The following is a 19,221-nucleotide window of genomic DNA, read 5'->3' on the forward strand; positions in this document are numbered from 1 at the left end:
GCCCTGGGTCAGGCACTGTTACGGTGGCGGTATGAACTCAACCTCATCGGCGGCGGCATCGTGATCCTGTTCGGGTTGTTCATGATCGGCGCGGCGCGGATCGGCGCCATGGAACGGGATTTTCGACTTCATCTCGACATCCCCGGCGGCAGGCCGACAGCGTCCTATGTGCTGGGCCTCGCCTTCGGCTTCGGCTGGACACCCTGCATCGGACCTATTCTCGGCGCGATCCTCACTGCCAGCGCGGCGAGCGCCACGGTTGGTCAAGGTGTCGCCCTGCTGGCAATTTATTCTGCCGGCCTCGGTGTACCGTTCCTGATGGTTGCGAGTTTCACCGATCGGCTCGTTGGTCGATTGCGCGGCGCCAGACGGGTCGGTCGCCGCCTGCATCAGGCCGCCGGTGGGGTCATGGTCGTGATGGGACTTGCGATGATGACCGGGAAGCTCACCTCGCTAGCTTACTGGTTGCTCGATGTCTTTCCGATCCTCGGGAGGATCGGATAAGAGTTACATGATCGTCAAACGCGGAGAACCGATCCGGAGATCAAGCCTGTCTGTTGAACAGCCACTAGTACAAGGTCGGGATCACAAGTGCATTCGACTTGCACAAGTCGGCAGCCCGCCAACCAGTCAATCCTGGCGGTTGGATCCAGCGCATGAATGTTCCGGGCGAGGTCACTGTATTCGGCCTCGCCGGCGTAGAAAGGGGCATCGATGATCAGCTTCCGGTTCATGGTCAGACAGTATGCAGTGTTCCAGTGGTGGAAGGTCAACTCCCATCCGCCGCAGCGGGAAAGCTCGGCGACATCCTTGCCCAACGTCTGCACGGCGAGCCTCAGCCCCTCAACCGTGGTGAGATACGGAAAGTTCGTCTCGCCAAGTGTCTTCGTCATCATCCCGGATATCAGGGCCATGGCCAGTGTCTGAACGCTGTCCAAGCCTTCGGATGCCAGAAAAACGCCCCCGAGCAGCCTGTCAGTCTGCGCCTCGGCCACAAGCTTGATCAGTCCCCGCGTGTCACGGGCCGCAACGCGCGGGGCACATTTCCGAGAGTCAGAACGCTGGTCTTTACCTCATGCTCCACAGCATGCGCTTCGGTCTCGTTGAGGGAGCTGTTCCGGTAGGGGGCGGAATCGTAGGTTAGAGAAACCGGCCGTTCGTGAAACGCACAGCGAATGCTACTGAAGCCCAAAAGAGAAGTGCTAGATTCATGCTGCGTGCGCTCACGGCACTGCCGTCGCCGCAACGGCGAAAAACCTGTTGGTGCTGAGCAGCGAAAACAGCAGGCGTCTACGTATCCTGCAGCGAGATCAATGCTGGAACCAACTGGGGCGGTGCAACCTGTCTTTTACCCAAGCTGCTCGTACGTCCGGTTTTTGCCTGTTGCACCGTTCATCGTTCTCACATGAGGGGTAGAACCCACATTAATTTCGGGGAAAGTTCATGAAGCGCCGCCGAGTGGACTAGGGCGGGGGAGCCGCTCGCCGTTCGGCATTGCAGCCGTCGTGGAATCTTGAAAAACTCCGTTCAGGAATACCGCTTGTGCAAGGCGGAGTTAACCGCTTCCGACGCGAGCACAAGCACGACGATGGCCAGGGTCACCGTCGCCGCCTTGTCGTATTGAAACGAGCGCACGTAGGTCTGGACATAGAGCCCGATCCCGCCCGCACCGACAATGCCGAGGATCAGGCTCTCGCGCAGGTTCAGTTCGAAGCGGAACACAGTGTCCCGCAGGATAACCGGTGCCATCTGCGGCCAGATCGCCCACCGAAGCTGCTGTGCCCGGCTGGCACCCGCGCTTTCCAGCGCCGCCACCGGAGCGGCGGCCACATTGTCGATCGCTTCGGCATAGAATTTCGCCAGCATCCCAGTCGCATGAAAGGTGATGGCGAGGATTCCGGGCAATGGCCCAAGCCCCACCGCACCGACCATAAGCATCGCCACCAGGATCAGCGGAATGGAGCGGATCATTGCCAGAAGCCCGCGCACCGGGCGCCAGACGGCTGCGGGCACCAGGGTCTCGGCCGCAAGAACTGCCAGCCCGGCTGACAGGATGACCGCAAAGAATGTGCCGAGGATGGCAATTCGTAGGGTCTCCGCCAGGCCTCGCATAACTTCGCGCCAAACCGACAGGTCAGGCGGGATCATCCGCCCGAGGAATTCGCCCAGGCGCGCGCCTGCGCCAGGCAGCTTTTCCAGGCCCATTTCTGCGCTTGCGACGGACCAAAGAATGGCCAGGGCAAGCACGAACCAGATCAGTGCCCGGTTCATCAGCTGACCACACGCAGCCCGGCGCCGGGAGCCGTGCCATGGTAAAGTTCGGCGATGTCGTCGCTGGTCACCTGACCTGAGGCCTTGTCGAACTGCACACCGCCCGCGTGCAACCCGACGATCCGGTCAGCAAAGCGGCGCGACAAGTCTGGCTGGTGCGAACTGAAGACAACTCCGATGCCGCGTTTGTCAGCCGCGCCTGTGATCAGCCCGAGGATCCGTTCCGCATGGGCCGGATCAAGGTTGCTCACCGGTTCGTCGGCAAGGATCAGCCTGGGCTCCTGCGCAAGGCATCGGGCTATTGCCACCCGCTGCCGCTGACCGCCCGAAAGCTGGTCCGCCCTGCGCCGGGCCAGATCGGAGAGCCCGGTATCTTCGAGTGCTGCAGCGACTTTGAGGTGATCCTGCTCGCCGAACCGACCCCAAAGGGAAGGCCAGATGCGCATCCGGGAAAGCCGCCCGTTCATCACATTCTGATAGACGGTCAACCGGTCAACCAGCGCAAATTCCTGAAAGATAAACCCAACGCCGGTGCGCTGCTCACGCGCCGACGCGTGCGTTGCCGAAAGCGGCACCCCGAGCACTTCGGCTTCACCGCTCCAGCCGCGCAGGCGGCCGTCGAGCAGTGCGAGCAGGGTGGACTTCCCCGCGCCCGACGGGCCAAGCAGCGCCACCCGTTCACCTGCTGCAGCGCTGAGCGACACGTCACGCAGCGCCGCGGCGCCGTCGAAGTGATGGGACACTGCATTCAGGGTGAAGGCTGCTGTCATTTCAGATACCCGTAGCGCCGTGCGGTCTCACGCACGCCCTCATAGACGCCCCGGTCCGCCGCAATGTAGCCGTCCGGCCCATAGAGATACGCCAGCAGGTAACGGTTGCCTGGCTCATTGAGCAGGAGCATGGTTTCGACGAATTTGGCCTGCACGCCCTTGTCCAGGCCGGGCCGGGCGACAACCGCATGGCTTGGGATCTGTTCGCTTTCGGCCAGGACTTTGACCTCTGCTTGCTGCTCCGGTGTCAGCAGAAGATCGGCATACTGGCTGGCGCCGGCGGCATCCACGAGGCCGTTCGCCATGGCCTGCATCGCCTGCTGATAGCCCCCGGCAAAGAACTTCCGGCCAAAGAAATTATCCGCATCGGCGGCATCGGCAATGAGCCCCTCGCGCACGAACAGGTCAAGCGGGTAGAGATAGCCGGACTCCGACACCGGATCGGCAAAGGCAATGTCGTGCCCTTTGAGGTCGGCCAGTGTTTCGATCCCGCTGTCTTTGCGCACGAAGACCCGGCCCGCATAGCTCGGCTGCCCGCGGTAAACTTCGGACAGCAACGGCACGGCGCCAATCTGATCCTCAGCCAGAACAAAAGGCAGGGCGCCCATGAAAGATATGTCAGCATCGCCATTGCGCAGCGCCTCTACGGCGGCGGCATGGTCGAAGGTCACAAACCCCGTAACCGGCACTCCCATCCTTTCGGACAGCCAGCTCGTGACAGTCTCGATGTCACCCAGCAGCTTTTCGGGGTTCTCTTGCGGGATGAAGGCCAGTTTCAGCGCCTCGCCCGATGCCAGCGCAGGCATGGCGAGGGTTGCGGCAGATACGGCTAGAAAATTGCGGCGCGACAGCATCAGAACATCCTCTCGTCAATATCGGCTTGCATCGCCTTGAACAGATCCCACTGGCGGCCTGCCTCTTCCCAATCGCCTGCGGCACTGGCATCACCGACAGCCCGCAGAATAGCGGAGAACTCATAGATCTCCGGCTTGGAGCTCTGATTGACCATGACGCTTGCATCCGCCGCCAGATCGGGGGCGACCGTATCCACCAGCAGCGCGATGTTTTCGGCATCGCGCATCGGCAGCAACGTATCCAGGGTACTTGCGAAAGTGGTCAGTTCTTCCCAGGACAGGCGGAACACGCTGTCGCGGCCTTCAAACGCCTGATATGGCTCCTCGCCATCTCCAACAGCCTCGAGATAGGCGGTCAGATCGGCACGCTGCGCCGCATCCAATCCCAGATCCTTGCTGTCATCGAACCAGTCCACCACGCTGGCCAGCGTTTGCAGCGACCCGTCGTGCATATAGGGCGCGGTGAAGTTGATATTGCGCAGGGTGGGCGTTTCAAAGTGGATTGGCGTGCCGCCCGGGAAGGGGGGCTCGGCGGTGCCGATGTCGTAGGTAAGACCGTCGCGGAAGTTACGCTCGGGCGTGTGGCACGAGGCGCAGGAGCGGTCACCCAGTCCGGCAAATTCTGTGTTGAACAGCTCTTCCCCGCGCTTGGCCGCGTCCGAGGCCAGATCCGTCAGCCTGCCCGCCCTGTCGATTTTCGGATTCGGAAGAAAGTCGAATTGCTTGACATAGGCCTCCAGCGCGTCCAGCTGGAAGGGGGTCGGTTCCTCCCCGGCAAACTCGGTCACAATCACATTGCGGATGAACCGCCGCAAGCTGGGCTCGCGTCCGTCGCGCCCATAAGGCGCGGTAAAGCGGATACCCCGCATCGAAGGCGTATCCAGATGATCGTCCACCCGGTCATTGAACATCGGGTTGAAGAAGGACCCGTCCACATCCATGCCGCCCGCGTACTTCGATAATCCAGGAATAAAAAATTCCCGGTTCACATCTGAGCGGTTGTGGCAGGTGGAGCAGGCAATACCCAGTTCGCGGGCAGGGCCGCCAAAGATTTCCGGGCTGTCGAACAGCATGTCCCCATAGGCAACGAGCGGCAGGTTGGCCTCATCCTCACCCGCCTCTTCGAATTGCAGCACCAGCCGGGGCAGTTCCCGCTGATCGGCGATATTCGACCCCGGCGGCAACGTTGCAGGCAGTGTCACCGGCGTTCCTGAGCGCACCGCGCTTTCGGGGACCGGGGTTAGCTTTTGGCGTTCCGCATAAGCAGCAGGCAAATAATTCTCTGTCAGATAGGTTTCGAGCGTTGCACGTGCTGCGGCAAAGCGCTCTGCATCGGTCTCTTGTGACCCATGGCCAAGCACGCCAGCGGTGCCGAGCGAGGAGTTCAGGACGAGCCATGCCCGCCCCAGATCGCGCGCGGCTTTGGCATCCGCTGCCTTGATGCCGTCCTCGAACGCCCGGAACAGCGCTTCGGCCCTAGCAATCTCATGCGCTGCGTTGGGCTGTCCAAGCGCAGTCTCTGCCGCCGCCAGGTGACGCAGGATACCCTGAGCCACGGCAGCCGTGGCCGCCTCGAACAGCGCCTGGCGGTCTTGTGCAGCAAGCGCCGCGCTGATCGCGCCGGCCTCATCCGGGGTCACCCGCGACATGGCATCTTCAGGCAATGCGCTGCCTGGCGCCGGCGCGGTCCAGCTGTTTTCGATTTTTTCCCAGGGAACCGGGGTCAGGTTCCCCATGAACAGTGTCAGGCGATAAGCGGCAGAGCGCGGCGCCCAAGGGGCCTGCTCGATCGCTGTGGCCCCCGCGGCCACCGGCAATAGGCCGACCAGTGCCGTTGTGATGAGGTTTTTCATGGCTGAGCCTACAAATGTTAGCTTTGGCTAAATTGTGTGGCTTCTTCTATGCCGTTGTCAACCCGCTTTGTTGCAGGCATACAGGGAGGCCAGACCGACTTGCGACTTTATGAGCGACATGACCAAAACAGATGAAAACGGCCTCAGCCGAAGCCCTGATGAACAGGCAAGCAGTTTTGAGGCTGTACGCTCGGCTCATCAAAGCGAGATGGTCGAGGATTATGTCGAACTGATTGCTGAGCTAATACACCTGAACGGCGCGGCGCGGCCTGTTGAAATCGCCGAGCGGCTTGGCGTCACCCAGCCCACGGTCTCCAAGAACCTGAACCGCCTGAAACGGGAAGGGCTGATCCTGCAAGAGCCCTACCGCTCAATACGCCTGACGGAAGATGGCCGCCAGCTGGCCGAAGCCTGCCGTAAGCGTCATAGGATCGTGGTGGAATTCCTCGTGGCTATCGGCGTATCGCAAGAGGTGGCTGAATTTGATGCCGAAGGGATCGAGCACCACGTCAGCGAAGAAACCTTGGCTGTGTTCCGTGCCTTCACCCAGGAACGGGATAAGAAGTAACTTGTTGCTCGCTTGCTCGGAAAGCGCCGGCCAGCAGGTTCATAAGATACTCAGAAGTGCCCCTGTAATTCTTCAAGGTGTCCGCAATCCGAGGTTGTTAGGGCAGCTTCCTGCATTAGGACGAAGTCGCTGGCGCAGAGGTAATGAGCGGGTTTGCTCAGATCGCAAAGAAGACACGGATTCGAAGTCGATTTGAGCGGTACCGTCATCATGCGGCATCCTGATTTTCCCCGTGGCGGTGATTGGCCAAATCCAGACCAGGAATACGCGGGACGCGCCCGGACCGTATTGCGCGGACACGAGCATTCATCCAGTGGCGGATGACCTTGCGAAAGAGCCAGTCACGCAAAATTCCGAACGCCTGCCGGTGATCCCGGTAGAAATCGTCCGGCGCGTCGAATGTTCCAAAATCCCGGGCGATACCGATTTTCTGAATGTAGGTGTCGCCGCCTGTCCAAGCGACTGGCGGTGCGCTTAAACAACTGGTTCCGGCGCCATAGCCGCATAGGCTTTCGGAACCGGCAAAGGTGACCTGGAGCGTCCCTAAGAATGACTCGTCAAGGATAAAACCCTCGAGATTGACCCAGCCTTCCTCTGTCTCGGCCTCCACCCAGGAATGCAGGATCTCGTCTGGCGCAATTGGATAGACGATCTCTGGCACCACGCCCCGCTGCAGCTCCTTGTGGATTGTGAAACCATGCAGACGGCACCGCACACCCACTCCGCGCAAAAGCGCCATGAGCAGTGTGCCCTTGGTGTTGCACTGGCCGTAGCCGTCGGCGAGAACCCTGGAGGCAGGGATGTCGTCCGCGCGATTGTAACCAAAGGCAATCTCATTGCGTACGAAGTCGTAGACCTCGCCAATCTGCTCATGCTGCGCCAGATCCTTCCACCCGCGATCCGTGATGAGCCCGGCGATAGCCGTATGTTCAAAGTCCAATAGCCTCGTAGGCTGAAGAAGCGGATCTTCGGGATACACTGCATCTCTCCTCGAATCGTGTGAGAAGAAGTGTAACTGCTACAGTGACTGTAGCTTCAAGCACTTTTCGTCGATCCCCCCCCGCAGTCCGCAGGCCTACTCAGATTTGGCAGTGTCAGGGAACCCGGACCTCATGTAGGCGATGATCATCCAGATTCCTTGCTCGCTGAGTTCGCCTTCGAAAGCAGGCATGTCAGTGCCGAAACGCGCGCCGCCTCGCATAAGTGAGAGCTGCACTCATGCCCCGATCTCGTCGTGCTCGGTCAGACATTCGGCATGATCGCGGAGCACCTCTAGTACCCGGCAATCCGATGTCTTGCCGCCGCTGCATTCATGCACCATGCGTTCGAGTTCTGTGCGCAGTGCCTCCAGGCGGGCAATCCGCTGATACACCTGCTTCAACTGCCGCCGGGCTATAGCATCGGCTTCGTCGCAGGACCGGTCCGGATGGTCGCTCAGATCGAGAAGTTCCCGGATTGCATCCAGAGAAAAGCCGAGCTGGCGTGCGTGACGGATGAAGGACAGCCGGTCAAGTTCGGCCTCGCCATAGCGCCGCTGACCGCCTTCTGTCCTCCCTGGCTCAGGCATCAGGCCTATCTGTTCATAATAGCGGATCGTCTGGACTTTGGTGCCAGTTTTCTTTCCCAAACTGCCAATCGTGAGCATGTGTACCCCCAGGAAGCTACAGTCCTAGTAGATTTAAGTGGGTTTGGTGCGGGCCACAACTCTATTCACAGACGCGCAAAAAAGTCCCTTTCCTATAGAAAATACCAGTTGAACCTCTAGTGGCTGCAGGGTGTAGACGCGCAAAAATACGTGGAATCAGAAACGGGCTGCTTGCATTGAGACTTAAACTCCTTCGGAAAATCCTCTGGGCACTGGCGGCTGTCGCGGCAGTTGCATTAATTTGGCTTATGCTATGGGCGGACTATCGCGCCGATCAGGCCCGTGAGAGCCAGGCTGCCTTCCGCGCGGCCTTCGAACTCACGGACCATCAAGGGATGCCCCGAACGCAGGAAGACTTCGCCGGGCGGTGGATGCTGGTCTTTTTTGGCTTCGCAAACTGCCCTGATGTCTGCCCGACGACACTCGCTGAGGTCGCCGCCGTTATGGAAGGGCTCGGTCCGGACGCCGGGCAGGTCCAGCCGCTCTTCATCTCGATTGATCCCGAGCGCGATACACCTATGGCGCTCGCAGATTTTGTCCCGCGCTTTGAGGCCGGCATCATCGGTCTCACGGGGACCCCGGACCAGATCGACCGGACTGCGAAGAGTTTTCATATCTTTTACGAGAGAATCGAGGAGGCCGCGGCCCCCGACGGTTACACGATGGGGCATTCCTCGCAGCTGTTCCTCTTCGATCCTGAAGCTGGCTATGTCACGGCGTGGCCCTATGGCACGCCGGCAGAGGAAATCGTATCCGATCTGAGGGAGCAGATTTCCTCATGACATTCAGGCTCTCATCCGATGCGGCGCTCGCAGCCGCATGGATCGTCGCACTAGTTTCGTCACTTGCCGTTCTGTTTATTGGCGAGGTCTTGGGACAGACGCCCTGTATCCTCTGCTGGTTTCAACGCGCCTTCATGTTCCCGCTGGCGGTTGTGCTGGGTCTCGGGCTCTGGTGGCAAGACGGGCTGGCCGGCCGCTACGGCATCGCGCTTTCTCTGGCCGGCGGTGCCATCGCACTGTGGCATCTCGGCCTCTTCTGGGGACTCATTCCCGAACGTATCCAGCCCTGTACAGCTGCAGGACCGTCCTGCACCGACGAAGGCCAGCTTGCCCTCGGCGTACCAATCCCGCTGCTCTCGTTCCTGGCCTTTGCTCTCATCGCCACCCTGTCAGCCGCTTCTTTAAAGGAAAATACCGAATGAACCGCCGCTCTATGATCCTTTCCGTTCCCGTATTCGCAGTCGCGGCCTTTGCGGGTGCCGCTTGGTATGCAACGCGGTCAGAGCCCGTAGGGGAGGCCACCTCGGTCACCCCAGAAATTGCCGACGCTTTGATCCGGCCCTACTCCCCGATTCTCGGCCCTGAGAACGCTCCCGTGACGATCGTGGAGTTCTTCGATCCTGCGTGCGAAGCCTGCCGCGCTTTCTACCCGGTCGTGAAGGGCATTATGTCCGAACATGGCGACGCCGTGCGTGTGGTGATCCGCTACACACCGTTTCACGGGGAAGCTTCGGAAGAAGCGATCCAGGTCCTCGAAACAGCACGTATGCAGGGGGTCTTCGAGCAGGTTCTGGAAGCGGTACTGCGGGATCAGCCCCTCTGGGCGTCCCACGGAGCGCCCGAGCCCGGCCTCATCCTCCAGATCGCTGCGGGCGCCGGCCTTGACGCAGAGGCCGCGCAGACGCAAATGCGCGCGCCGGATATCGTGGGCATTCTCAATCAGGACCGCGCCGATGTTGAAGCCGTGGGCGTGAGCCAGACGCCGACCTTTTTCGTGAACGGCAAGCCGCTCTCCCCTTTCGGCGAGGCAGAATTGCGCGCGCTGGTCGCAGAGGAAGTCGCGGCAGCCAAAAGCTGACGGAAAATCTGAAAGGAAAGATAGCGAGATGAAACCGGTACTTCATGCTGCTCTTGCAGTACTTGCCCTGCCACTCGGCACCGCCTCTGCCGCGCTGGCCGGTTCCGGCCAAGTGAGCATCGAAAATGCCTGGTCGCGGGCATCAATCGGCACCAGCCGTCCCGGAGCTGCCTACATGGAGATTTTGAACACGGGCGATGAGACGGTCATCCTGACGGGACTCAAGACTGATATTGCCATGATGCCCGAAATCCACCGGAGTTCGACAAACGAACAAGGCGTCAGTTCAATGGCTCCCGCGGGTGACGTTTCCATTGCACCAGGTGAGACAGTCGCGCTGGAGCCCGGCGGTCTGCACGCCATGCTGATGAAGCTTCAGCGTCCGATGAAGGAAGGGGAGACTTTTCCGCTGTCGCTCATCTTTTCGGACGGTGGCGGGGTATCAGTCGAAGTGCCGGTTCTTGGCATCGCAGCGCGCGGCCCGGAAAACTGATGCGGCGGCGTTCGGCTCTCGGATATGGCGCGGCGGCATTTGGTGCGGTCGGCCTGGCACTTTTCCTGGGCTGGTGGCGTGTGGACGGCCCCGGCGCACCAGAGCCCATGGGCCAGCGGCCCTCGCCGCTTACGGAGATGGACTTCCGCCTGACTGACCACACAGGGCAGCCTGTCGGCCCTGATACGCTGGCCGGGCGCCCGTCGATGGTATTTTTCGGCTTTACCTACTGTCCTGACGTCTGCCCCACGACGCTCTCGGACATCTCCAGCTGGCTGGACGTGATGGGCGAAGACGCCGAGCAGCTGAACATCATCTTCATCACGGTCGATCCCGAGCGCGACACCGTCGACGCTATGGCGGAGTATGTCGGCTACTTCCATCCGGCGATCCGCGGCTGGACCGGTCCGGAAGCGCAGATCAAGCGTGCAATCGAAGGCTTCCGCGCGACCTATGAGAAGGTTGAGGGCGAGGATGGGCGATACACGATGAACCATACGGCGAGCGTCTTCCTGTTCGACGCCGAGGGGCGCTTCGTCAGCACTATCGACTACCACGAACCGAGGGAATTCGCAGTTCCGAAAATCCGGCGCGCAATGAATGAGAAACCGGAGGGAGCGACATGAGAATGAGGTGCCTGATGGCCAAGCTGGCAGTTACGGGCGGGGTTTCGGCGGCGGTCGCAGTGGTCGCGACCTCCTACTCAACGGAGCCTGTGCAGCCGACCCTTGCCGATGCTGGCGTTTGGGAACCTGCGCCCCTCACGTCGCCCAGGTTTGTGGAAAGACCCTCTTACATACTTGCTCGCGCGCAGCCTAAAATTGCGCCGGACTTTCGTCCGCCGTTCCTCCCGGTCGTGGTAAGGAATGATGCTCCGCTGGCTGCCATTGAGCCGTCACTCACCACATGGTCACGCAAAATAGCTCCGGGTGAGACACTTGATGCGGTTTTGGCCGAGGCCGGGCTTGCCGCCACCGACCGCGCTGAGATCGCTCTTGCGCTTGGTGCAGAATACGATCTCCGCCGGCTGCGCCCTGGTCACACAATCACTGTCCTATCCACGGCAGATGGACGCCCTCGCAACGTGACCCTCGCTGTCGAAGAGGGCATACGGATCGAGGCAGTTTTCGGCGAACAGCCTGCAACCCGGGTTGTGGCTCCTGAACCTGAAATCGTGACCCTTGCTGGCGAGGCCAGGATCGACTCCTCGATCTTCGCTGCTCTGGACAATGCGGGGATGCCTGCGCGTTTCGCCGTCGATCTGGCGCAAATGCTCGGCGGCACAGTAGATTTACGGCGCGAACTAAGCGGTGGCGAGACTCTGCGCCTTCTCTGGCGCGAGGCGCGGATCGCGAACAAGGCTATCCGCCAACCCGAAATCTCGTTTGCTGCACTGGACCTTGGAGACGCTCTCTATGAAATAGCCTGGCCAGAGGATGGGACCGGCAAGGCCACAATCTATCTCGATGGCGAGGTGCTGCGTGTCTTTTCCCAGCCCGTGGAGGGCGCGCGGCTCACTTCTGTCTTCGGCCGCCGCAAACACCCAGTCTATGGCAATGTCCGAATGCACACTGGCGTCGACTTTGCTGCAGCGCTCGGAACGCCTGTCCGCGCCACGGCGCCCGGTCGTGTTGCGTTTATTGGATGGCGCGGTGGCTATGGCCAGGTTATCGAGATCGCCCATGGCGCAGACACACTGACCCGTTACGCTCATCTCAGCGCCGTGCCCGAAGGCTTTACCGAGGGCCAGCGCGTGTCGGCCGGGGATACCATCGGCCGGATCGGCGCGACGGGAACTGCGACCGGCCCCAATCTGCATTACGAGGTGCGCGTAGACGGCCGCCCCACTGACCCGCTCTCCGATGACCGGCTCGCCGAGGCCGCCGGGCGCGCAATTCCGGACACTGCCGCGCTTACACGCCTGAAAGCGGCACGCGCCAGGCTCGAGGAGCAGCTCGCCAGCGTGATCGCCACGAACTCTAACGAAAGCCTTTGACCATGAAACGACCGATCGCCGCCCTGGCATGTGCTCTTGCTCTGCTGCCCGCCGCACAGGCGCTGGCCCAAGCGACGCCCATCGATGTAAAAAAAACCAATGGCTGCGGTTGCTGCCTCGCCTGGATGAAACACCTGGAGGAAAACGGGTTTGCTCCAAGCGGAGAAAACATGTTCGCAGGGCTGCTCGTGCGTTTCAAACTCGACAACGGCGTGCCGCAGCGCATGGTCTCTTGCCACACAGGTCTCACCGAAGGTTACGTAATTGAGGGGCATGTGCCCGCGGCCGACATTCGCCGGCTCCTTGCCGAACGTCCCGACGCTGTGGGTCTTGCCGTGCCCGGCATGCCGCTCGGCTCACCTGGCATGGATCAGGGCAGTTGGCGCGAGGCCTACGATGTGTTCCTGATCAACAATGACGGCTCGACCGAAGTCTACGCCAGTTACACCGGCAACTGATCAGCACGGCTGCACGGGGCCGGAGATCGGAACCGATTACCCCTGTTCGCTTGGCCTTCCCGGCAATCTCGCAACCAGTTCACTTGATGATCTCAGATCGGTTTCGTATTTACGGGCCGAGTATACCGATGGCTTTGAAGTGATCGTGATGGTGTTTGCAATCGCGGCCTTCAATGCCGCACTCAAGCACCATTTTCTTGACTGCCCGCATAGGCGCGAGATCTAGGCATATATTTCGATGGGCGTCCCGTCCCGCACCATTGCATAGACCTCTTCGATCTGACGGTCGGAAACGGAGATGCAGCCTGCGGTCCAGTCGCGTTTGTTCATTGGATCAATGCCCCGCCGCGGCCCGCCATGGATGAAGATGTCACCGCCTGGAGATTTGTCCTGTGCCGCTGCAAATGCGATATCCGCCTCGTTTGGATAAGAGATGCCGATGGAGAGATGGAACAGACTGTCAGGATTGCGCCGGTCAATGAGATAGGCTCCTTCGGGCGTTCGTCCATCACCCTCAAATTGCTTATGGCCTTCCGGTGCAAACCCCAGCCCGACCGGATAGGTGCGCAAAACACCCTCAGCGCCATCCAAAAAAAGCAAACGTTCTGATTTGTAGAGCCGCAAACGGGTAACCTCGGGCCCGGTATACTTGCGGAACTTGCTTGCACAGCCGGATAGGAGCGCAGCAATGCCGCCCAGTAGAATTATGCGTCTCGGAATTCTGTAGATCATCGCTGCCCGATGCAATATTTGACGGCTTGTTGCCACAAGCCTAGTTGAAGGGCCGGCACCAAATCAATGACCGTGTGCCAAAGCGCCGTGCGCCATTTGTTCGCCCACCGGCTCGCCGCCTTTCGGCGGCGACTTGTGGCGGCCGCCTGCGTTCAGCAGCCGCAGCGCATTGGCCACCACCAGCAACGAGACGCCCACGTCCGCCGCAATGGCCCCCCACATCGAGGCCATACCAAAGGCGGTCGCCACGACAAAGGCGGTTTTCGTCGCTAGCGAAAGGCCGATGTTCTGGCGGATGATGCTCATTGTGCGGCGTGAATGGGCAATCAGCCACGGCACTTTGGCGATGTCGTCGGTCATCAGCGCGATGTCCGCCGTCTCGATGGCTGCGTCCGAGCCCACGGCGCCCATGGCGATGCCGTAATGTGCCCGCGCCATGGCAGGGGCGTCGTTCACGCCGTCTCCGATCATGGCAACAACCGAATGACTGTCCACCAGGTTCTCGATGGCAGCTACCTTGTCTTCGGGCAGCAGTTCGGCACGCACCTCGTCGATACCGACTTCGGCTGCTACGGCGCGCGCCGTACGCTCGTTGTCGCCAGTCAGCATGACAATGGTGTTAACACCCTGTGCGTGCAATTTTGAGACAATGCCTTTGGCGTCGGGCCTGATCCGGTCGCGCAATTCGAGAACGCCCAATACGCCTGTCTCGTCGCCCACCGCGACCAGCGTCGCCCCGGCACCTTCGATCCGGTCCCGCAACTCACCAGGAATGGCATCGCCAAAACCCTTCTCTGCGGCGAACCGGTCAGAACCAAGCCAGACGGCCCGGTCACCCGCGCGCCCTTCAAGCCCGCGCCCCGGCACTGTGCGGGTATCCTCCGCGGCGGCTATTGAAACGGCGTCCCGCCCGGCGCGCTCGAGGATCGCGCGCGCCAGCGGATGCGAGGAGCGCGCCTCCAGCGACGACGCCAGCGCAAGCAGATCCCGCGCCTCCGCCTTTCCAAGCGAATGGATTGCTGCCACCTCCGGCCGACCCTCGGTGATCGTCCCGGTCTTGTCCATGGCCAGCGCAGTCGTGCGGCCAGGTGCCTCGACATATGCGCCGCCCTTGATCAGCACGCCCGCCCGCGCCGAAGAGGCCAGCGCCGCAACGATCGAGACGGGTGTCGAAATCACCAGCGCACAGGGGCAGGCGATGACCAGAAGCACCAGAGCGTTGTAGAACCAGAAGCCCCAGGCACCGCCAATAAGTGGCGGCAGAACCGCGATGGCAATGGCCAGCGTCATGACAACCGGCGTGTAAATCCGCGCGAATTTTGCCACCCACTGTTCCACCGGTGCGCGGCGGGCGTGGGCGTCGCCGACCATGCGGGTGATTTTCGCGAGCACGGTGTCCGACGCCGCCTTCGTTGCGCGCACAGTGAGCGTGCCTTCGCCGTTGATGGTGCCGGCATAGACTTCGTCGCCCGGCTCCTTTGGCACCAGAGCGCTTTCGCCGGTGATGGGGGCCTGATCAACAGCGCCTGCTCCGTCAACGACTTCACCGTCAAGCGGGATGCGGTCGCCGCCTCGCACGATGAATTTTGCATTAACCGCCACCGCGGACGCCGGAACGTCCGCTTCCGACCCATCGTCGTACAGCACCCGCGCCGTGGGTGGCGCGAGGTCCAGCAGCGCCGAAACTGCATTCCTCGCCCGGCCGACGCTCCAGCTTTCAAGATAAAGCGAAAGCGAGAAGAAGAAGGCAACCGTCGCGGCCTCGAAAAATTCGCCAAGGCCGATGGCGCCAGCGACGGCGACGACCATCAGGAGGTTCATGTCGGGCGAAAATCGCCTAGCTGAAGACCATGCCTTGGGTGCGACGAGCCAGACGCCAAAGAGGATCGCAACCGCGAAGAGCCCGGCTTCGGCCAGCGGCATCGGCGCCTCCCCATGGCCCGAGAACAGCCCGATAGCCCCACCCATACCGGTCCCGACGACGTGGTAGAAGAACCCTGCCGCCCAGAAACCGCCGCTCAACGCGGTGAAGCGCCTTTGACGTGCCAAATGCGCCACCTGATCCTCCGCTGCGTTCTCGGCGTCCCAGGGCTTTGCGCTCATCCCGGTGCTGGCGACCAACTTGGCAACCTCGGAGTCGGATAATGCTCTTGCGGTATCAAGAACCGTCATGCGTCCGTTGATCACATCGAACGCAAGATGTTCAGTTCCGCCCACATTCGGGCCTACGACCCGGTTCAGGATTGCCACCTCTTCGGCGCAGTCGAGTCCGGAGACCTGGAAACTGCGCCCGTTGGCGGGGGGCGGGCCGGCCGGAGCGATGTCCCCGCAGGTCGAGGCACCGCCGCAGCAGGCCGCTTCATGATCCTGCGTGCAGGTAATATTGTGATCGTTCTGGCGAGTTTCGAGCGGCATGGACGGACCTTCAGATTCGAGGAGATCCTTCGAGCTTAGTCCCTACAGCAACTAGAGCTTCAAGAGGTTAAGCGCGTTTCATTAGCTACACGCGCAAATGCGCCGTAAATGCGAGGGTCTGACCTCTGGCTTGTGGCGAAACATGCCGTATGCCAGATTGCCGGCGGGAAACAGAAAAACAAACGGCAGAGGTTCAGATGCAGAAACGAAATGCGGCTATTGTGGCCACAGTACTTTTTTTGGCTGGATGCTCATCCTCTACCATCGTCTCCGGAAACACCGCAACGCGGGTCGGAAACGTGCCGGACGCAGTCGTCGATCTCGCCGCTCCCGGACAAGATCTTGCGTCTGCGCGGCTTCTGCCTGAAGATGGTTGCTATTGGTATGAGCATAGCGGGCCAGTTGAAACCACATTGCTGCCGCTTAGAACAACGGCGGGAAACCCGATCTGTTCGAAACCAAACGCATAGGCTAGGTCAGCAACATCCCCCTCAACTCCGCGAAGTGATGCCGTCTTCGGCCTCATACAGATAGGCGGTCGAGCCGGCTTCCACGTTTGGGTAGAGATCGTTGATATGCGCCATCACCATGCGGACGCATCCTGAACTTGCCCTGCCCCCGATCGAACGCGGCCATGGCGTTCCATGAATACGCAGGTAGGTATCCCGGTTTCCGACGTACAAGTAGAGTGCGCGGGAACCTAGCGCGTTCTTCGGGCCTGGTTCCTGGCCGTCTGCGTACTGGGAATAGGCCTCCGGGTCGCGTTCGATCATGGATTGCGTAGGCGTCCAATGCGGCCACTCAACTTTGCGCCGGATGGTGTAAGTGCCAGGCTCGTACAAATTGCCACGGGCTATGGCCACACCATAGCGCATGGCGGTTCCGCCTTCTTCAATGTGGTAAAGGTATCTCGCGATGGCATCGACATGGATGTCCCCCGGTACCAACCCGTCGTTTGCAACGACCCGGGCCGGAAGGAAACGTTGATGCAGCCCCCATGGGTTAGACGTTTCCGGATCATAGCTTGGCGGCGTAATTTGAGCGTCCCAGTTTGCCTTCTGTGTGGCGGTTGGCCAAGATCCGGCCCACACCGGTCCCGCAATTGCGGTAGAGAACAGTGCTGTCGAACTTGTGACAAAATGGCGTCTCGTGAACATATTTGAGATTTCCTCTTGTGCCGTTTGCGTATGCCGAATTTCCCTACTCCGATAAGATCTACAGCAACTAGAGGGTCAAGGGGTTTCTGAGGCCACGCGTAGAATTCTGGTCCGAACCATTTCCGCTTATTGTCTCAAATTGGCAAGGCATCAAGGGTAGTGGAAAATTGACCAAATCCATCATGGAACGGTTTCTGGCAGCAGTATTGAACGGTAGATTTTGGCAGGTCGCGTACCTTCATGCGAACCGCAGCATTGGCGAATTTTGGCTTGGATCGAGAGTTCGCCCAGATCGACAACGAGGAGACAGACCCAATTCTCAGCATCACTACACAGGCCGCCTGATCATGACCTCAGGCCATCCGGGAAATTACACCACCTTGACGGACGTGACCATGCTGACGCTTCCAATAATCTCGACTGAGGCCGCCAGAGTAGCGTTTCTTCAATCGCGATCACGTGAAGAATCTCTTCTTGATCCTGTGGTTGCTACAGGGTGCATAAGCGTTCCCAGGATATGGTCGCTCTTTGGCGTGAGGTGAATTCATGAGAAAATCAATCTGGGCCAGCTACGTTGGATCGCTCTCATCACTTGGTGTTGCGGCGTGCTGCGTCTTGCCGATGACGATGATTTTGTTCGGACTCGGTGGAAGCTGGCTTGCAATATTTGGGAAAATCGCCGCCGCAAGCTACTACGTCCTTGGTATCTCAACCGCAGTCTTACTTTCGGCATGGGCTGTTTCGTACCGAAGGGGCTCGATTTCCCACCTAAAGTGGTGGTTGACGGGCAGCACAGTACTGATCGCAATATCATGGATCGTTGTTGTGAATGAAGCTCAGATCAACGACTTCCTCATAACCCTTATGTAAAAAGGCTAATGACGCGAAGCGCTGCCTGGTAAAAACGAATGCCGGATGCGGTCATTCAGCATGGCAGGAAGCTGCGAAATATCACGGCTCCGGCCTGAGCTGCCTGTGGCCGCGATCTTTCTGATCACCCTTTTGGCAGGAAGGGTACCCGGATCTTGTCGAGCCTGATGTGTGCGGGCTTGTCTGCGAATGCCTGGCTTGGCGTTGCCACCCTGATCGGCAGCGGCGGCGGCATATTGCTGGTTGCTGGACGGAGCCACTTGTTTTCACTGCCAGCCACCGTCGTCACCTTGATCCTTGCGATCGCTCCGGTTCCACTGCCCGTTTGGGTGACGGGTGCGACCATCATCAATTGGCGATCGGTTAGGTTACCTCTGTAAGCGCGTCGATCACAGGGCACTCCGGCACATCGTCACCGGTGCATTGCGCCACTGTGGAGGACAGAACGTGCTCGATGCGTTTGAGATCGGCAATCTTGGCGCGGACAGAGTCGAGATGAGTATTCGCAAGAACCTGCACCTCCCCGCAGGTCTGTGCCCCGCCATCGACGAGCGCGAGCAGATCGCGGATCTCTTCGAGCGTGAAGCCCAATTCGCGCGCACGCATGATGAAGCGCAAGCGCCCGACATGGCTTTCGTCATAGGCGCGGTAATTCTTGGATGTGCGGGGCGGTTCCGGCATGACGCCGATTTTTTCGTAATACCGGATGGTCTCCAAGTTGCATCCTGTCATTTGCGCTAGAACCCCGCGCCGGATGACCTTCACCATTCTGTGATGGGTTTTCACGTTGGACCCCCTTGAGCCTGTACTGACTACAGACCTTAGGTTGAAGTCATCAACGAGGCAAGGACGACTCGAAACATGACTGAAACAACATCCGCAGGCCGGTCAACGGCACTCGACGATCAACCGGATGCCGACCGAAAGGCTTGGGCAACTACCGGGCTGGGGGTACTCGGTGCGTTGGCCATGACCTCATGCTGCATTCTGCCACTGGTGCTGGTCAGCTTCGGCGTCACTGGCGTGTTCATCGCCCAGTTGGGCGCGCTTTATCAGTACAAGTGGATCACCTTTGCGCTGAGCGCTGCGTTCATTGGCTACGGCTTTTACAAGGCCTACCGCCCAATACCGGCCGGGGCCTGCGCCGATGGAACCTGCGCGCGCCCCATGAACCGGAAGCTCATGCGATTCATTCTTTGGATTGCGACTGTCATCGTCGCTGTCGCGATGATTTTTCCCTATCTCACCCCCTACCTCCTATCTTACTGAAGGGCCCGCA

At 60.2% G+C, this 19,221-nt stretch carries 21 protein-coding genes and 1 pseudogene; 11 read left to right on the plus strand and 11 right to left on the minus strand.

What is annotated here, in order from left to right; genetic code table 11:
• Positions 1–504: cytochrome c biogenesis protein CcdA (locus A2I95_RS20700; protein ID WP_291732834.1), on the plus strand; the 504-nt coding region annotated here is incomplete at its 5' end.
• A 275-nt stretch (positions 505–779) separates the two neighbouring features.
• Here A2I95_RS20700 and A2I95_RS20705 read toward each other — a convergent pair.
• From A2I95_RS20705 to A2I95_RS20725, 5 genes and pseudogenes are all read right to left on the minus strand, one after another.
• A pseudogene (locus A2I95_RS20705) lies at positions 780–1,108 on the minus strand (mercury(II) reductase); the annotation flags it as partial.
• A gap of 419 nt (positions 1,109–1,527) precedes the next feature.
• Entirely contained in the window at positions 1,528–2,271 is a 744-nt protein-coding gene (gene phnE / locus A2I95_RS20710) for a phosphonate ABC transporter, permease protein PhnE (RefSeq protein ID WP_141889202.1), read from the minus strand.
• Positions 2,271–3,041 (minus strand): phosphonate ABC transporter ATP-binding protein, encoded by a 771-nt coding sequence (locus tag A2I95_RS20715; RefSeq protein ID WP_141889201.1) that lies wholly within the window; start codon positions 3,039–3,041, stop codon positions 2,271–2,273. Before A2I95_RS20715 ends, phnE begins: the two co-directional genes overlap by 1 nt.
• On the minus strand, positions 3,038–3,895 hold the full coding sequence (locus tag A2I95_RS20720; RefSeq protein WP_141889200.1) for a phosphate/phosphite/phosphonate ABC transporter substrate-binding protein: 858 nt from the start codon (positions 3,893–3,895) through the stop codon (positions 3,038–3,040). The genes A2I95_RS20715 and A2I95_RS20720 overlap by 4 nt, the downstream gene beginning before the upstream one ends.
• Entirely contained in the window at positions 3,895–5,748 is a 1,854-nt protein-coding gene (locus A2I95_RS20725) for a cytochrome c peroxidase (protein ID WP_141889199.1), read from the minus strand. Before A2I95_RS20725 ends, A2I95_RS20720 begins: the two co-directional genes overlap by 1 nt.
• A gap of 118 nt (positions 5,749–5,866) precedes the next feature.
• Between A2I95_RS20725 and mntR the strand changes: the two genes are divergently transcribed.
• Entirely contained in the window at positions 5,867–6,316 is a 450-nt protein-coding gene (gene mntR / locus A2I95_RS20730) for a manganese-binding transcriptional regulator MntR (protein ID WP_208764486.1), read from the plus strand.
• A gap of 208 nt (positions 6,317–6,524) precedes the next feature.
• Here mntR and A2I95_RS20735 read toward each other — a convergent pair whose 3' ends face one another.
• Both A2I95_RS20735 and A2I95_RS20740 read right to left on the minus strand, forming a co-directional pair.
• Entirely contained in the window at positions 6,525–7,295 is a 771-nt protein-coding gene (locus A2I95_RS20735; protein WP_141889197.1) for a transglutaminase family protein, read from the minus strand.
• A 237-nt stretch (positions 7,296–7,532) separates the two neighbouring features.
• A complete protein-coding gene (locus A2I95_RS20740; protein WP_027245671.1) occupies positions 7,533–7,961 on the minus strand; it encodes a helix-turn-helix domain-containing protein in 429 nt (142 codons plus the stop codon).
• A 248-nt stretch (positions 7,962–8,209) separates the two neighbouring features.
• Between A2I95_RS20740 and A2I95_RS20745 the strand changes: the two genes are divergently transcribed.
• From A2I95_RS20745 to A2I95_RS20775, 7 genes are read left to right on the plus strand one after another with little or no spacing between them, the layout of a single operon-like run.
• Positions 8,210–8,743 carry an SCO family protein gene (locus A2I95_RS20745; RefSeq protein ID WP_167510222.1) on the plus strand — a complete coding sequence of 178 codons (534 nt, stop codon included), beginning with the start codon at positions 8,210–8,212 and terminating at the stop codon, positions 8,741–8,743.
• Complete coding sequence (locus A2I95_RS20750) at positions 8,740–9,165, plus strand: disulfide bond formation protein B (RefSeq protein WP_141889196.1); 426 nt, start codon at positions 8,740–8,742, stop codon at positions 9,163–9,165. The genes A2I95_RS20745 and A2I95_RS20750 overlap by 4 nt, the downstream gene beginning before the upstream one ends.
• Positions 9,162–9,821 carry a thioredoxin domain-containing protein gene (locus A2I95_RS20755; RefSeq protein ID WP_141889195.1) on the plus strand — a complete coding sequence of 220 codons (660 nt, stop codon included), beginning with the start codon at positions 9,162–9,164 and terminating at the stop codon, positions 9,819–9,821. Before A2I95_RS20750 ends, A2I95_RS20755 begins: the two co-directional genes overlap by 4 nt.
• Before the next feature lie 28 nt (positions 9,822–9,849).
• Positions 9,850–10,314, plus strand: coding sequence for a copper chaperone PCu(A)C (locus tag A2I95_RS20760; RefSeq protein ID WP_141889194.1), 465 nt, complete (start codon positions 9,850–9,852; stop codon positions 10,312–10,314).
• Positions 10,314–10,940 carry an SCO family protein gene (locus tag A2I95_RS20765; RefSeq protein ID WP_141889193.1) on the plus strand — a complete coding sequence of 209 codons (627 nt, stop codon included), beginning with the start codon at positions 10,314–10,316 and terminating at the stop codon, positions 10,938–10,940. The genes A2I95_RS20760 and A2I95_RS20765 overlap by 1 nt, the downstream gene beginning before the upstream one ends.
• On the plus strand, positions 10,937–12,310 hold the full coding sequence (locus A2I95_RS20770; RefSeq protein WP_141889192.1) for a M23 family metallopeptidase: 1,374 nt from the start codon (positions 10,937–10,939) through the stop codon (positions 12,308–12,310). The genes A2I95_RS20765 and A2I95_RS20770 overlap by 4 nt, the downstream gene beginning before the upstream one ends.
• A gap of 2 nt (positions 12,311–12,312) precedes the next feature.
• Entirely contained in the window at positions 12,313–12,768 is a 456-nt protein-coding gene (locus tag A2I95_RS20775; RefSeq protein ID WP_141889191.1) for a DUF411 domain-containing protein, read from the plus strand.
• A gap of 222 nt (positions 12,769–12,990) precedes the next feature.
• Here the strand turns inward: A2I95_RS20775 and A2I95_RS20780 are convergent, their stop codons facing one another.
• Positions 12,991–13,500: a L,D-transpeptidase family protein gene (locus tag A2I95_RS20780; RefSeq protein WP_141889190.1), complete on the minus strand. Its 510-nt coding sequence runs from the start codon at positions 13,498–13,500 to the stop codon at positions 12,991–12,993.
• A gap of 63 nt (positions 13,501–13,563) precedes the next feature.
• The gene (locus A2I95_RS20785) at positions 13,564–15,915 is read right to left on the minus strand and encodes a cation-translocating P-type ATPase (protein WP_291732851.1); all 2,352 of its coding nucleotides are present in this window, start codon (positions 15,913–15,915) and stop codon (positions 13,564–13,566) included.
• 197 nt (positions 15,916–16,112) lie between these two features.
• On the opposite strand from A2I95_RS20785, the gene A2I95_RS20790 reads away from it, so the two are divergent.
• Positions 16,113–16,385, plus strand: coding sequence for a hypothetical protein (locus A2I95_RS20790; protein ID WP_084204459.1), 273 nt, complete (start codon positions 16,113–16,115; stop codon positions 16,383–16,385).
• Positions 16,386–16,406: 21 nt separating this feature from the next.
• Here A2I95_RS20790 and A2I95_RS20795 read toward each other — a convergent pair whose 3' ends face one another.
• Positions 16,407–17,072: a L,D-transpeptidase gene (locus A2I95_RS20795; RefSeq protein WP_141889188.1), complete on the minus strand. Its 666-nt coding sequence runs from the start codon at positions 17,070–17,072 to the stop codon at positions 16,407–16,409.
• A 1,233-nt stretch (positions 17,073–18,305) separates the two neighbouring features.
• Positions 18,306–18,710, minus strand: coding sequence for a helix-turn-helix domain-containing protein (locus tag A2I95_RS20800; protein ID WP_208764485.1), 405 nt, complete (start codon positions 18,708–18,710; stop codon positions 18,306–18,308).
• Between the two features lie 93 nt (positions 18,711–18,803).
• On the opposite strand from A2I95_RS20800, the gene A2I95_RS20805 reads away from it, so the two are divergent.
• Positions 18,804–19,211, plus strand: coding sequence for a mercuric transporter MerT family protein (locus A2I95_RS20805; protein ID WP_141889186.1), 408 nt, complete (start codon positions 18,804–18,806; stop codon positions 19,209–19,211).
• The last annotated feature ends 10 nt before the right edge of the window (positions 19,212–19,221 follow it).

The organism is Leisingera sp. F5 (genome assembly GCF_001593695.1).

What these genes read in the sequence shown, in the direction of transcription:
- A2I95_RS20775 (WP_141889191.1), top strand. Translation starts at nt 12,313, where the DNA reads ATGAAACGACCGATCGCCGCCCTGGCATGTGCTCTTGCTCTGCTGCCC.
- A2I95_RS20720 (WP_141889200.1), bottom strand. Translation starts at nt 3,895, where the DNA reads ATGCTGTCGCGCCGCAATTTTCTAGCCGTATCTGCCGCAACCCTCGCC.
- A2I95_RS20760 (WP_141889194.1), top strand. Translation starts at nt 9,850, where the DNA reads ATGAAACCGGTACTTCATGCTGCTCTTGCAGTACTTGCCCTGCCACTC.
- A2I95_RS20725 (WP_141889199.1), bottom strand. Translation starts at nt 5,748, where the DNA reads ATGAAAAACCTCATCACAACGGCACTGGTCGGCCTATTGCCGGTGGCC.
- A2I95_RS20770 (WP_141889192.1), top strand. Translation starts at nt 10,937, where the DNA reads ATGAGAATGAGGTGCCTGATGGCCAAGCTGGCAGTTACGGGCGGGGTT.
- A2I95_RS20790 (WP_084204459.1), top strand. Translation starts at nt 16,113, where the DNA reads ATGCAGAAACGAAATGCGGCTATTGTGGCCACAGTACTTTTTTTGGCT.
- A2I95_RS20795 (WP_141889188.1), bottom strand. Translation starts at nt 17,072, where the DNA reads ATGTTCACGAGACGCCATTTTGTCACAAGTTCGACAGCACTGTTCTCT.
- A2I95_RS20750 (WP_141889196.1), top strand. Translation starts at nt 8,740, where the DNA reads ATGACATTCAGGCTCTCATCCGATGCGGCGCTCGCAGCCGCATGGATC.
- phnE (WP_141889202.1), bottom strand. Translation starts at nt 2,271, where the DNA reads ATGAACCGGGCACTGATCTGGTTCGTGCTTGCCCTGGCCATTCTTTGG.
- A2I95_RS20800 (WP_208764485.1), bottom strand. Translation starts at nt 18,710, where the DNA reads ATGGTGAAGGTCATCCGGCGCGGGGTTCTAGCGCAAATGACAGGATGC.
- A2I95_RS20715 (WP_141889201.1), bottom strand. Translation starts at nt 3,041, where the DNA reads ATGACAGCAGCCTTCACCCTGAATGCAGTGTCCCATCACTTCGACGGC.
- A2I95_RS20765 (WP_141889193.1), top strand. Translation starts at nt 10,314, where the DNA reads ATGCGGCGGCGTTCGGCTCTCGGATATGGCGCGGCGGCATTTGGTGCG.
- A2I95_RS20745 (WP_167510222.1), top strand. Translation starts at nt 8,210, where the DNA reads ATGCTATGGGCGGACTATCGCGCCGATCAGGCCCGTGAGAGCCAGGCT.
- A2I95_RS20780 (WP_141889190.1), bottom strand. Translation starts at nt 13,500, where the DNA reads ATGATCTACAGAATTCCGAGACGCATAATTCTACTGGGCGGCATTGCT.
- A2I95_RS20740 (WP_027245671.1), bottom strand. Translation starts at nt 7,961, where the DNA reads ATGCTCACGATTGGCAGTTTGGGAAAGAAAACTGGCACCAAAGTCCAG.
- A2I95_RS20755 (WP_141889195.1), top strand. Translation starts at nt 9,162, where the DNA reads ATGAACCGCCGCTCTATGATCCTTTCCGTTCCCGTATTCGCAGTCGCG.
- mntR (WP_208764486.1), top strand. Translation starts at nt 5,867, where the DNA reads ATGACCAAAACAGATGAAAACGGCCTCAGCCGAAGCCCTGATGAACAG.
- A2I95_RS20785 (WP_291732851.1), bottom strand. Translation starts at nt 15,915, where the DNA reads ATGCCGCTCGAAACTCGCCAGAACGATCACAATATTACCTGCACGCAG.
- A2I95_RS20805 (WP_141889186.1), top strand. Translation starts at nt 18,804, where the DNA reads ATGACTGAAACAACATCCGCAGGCCGGTCAACGGCACTCGACGATCAA.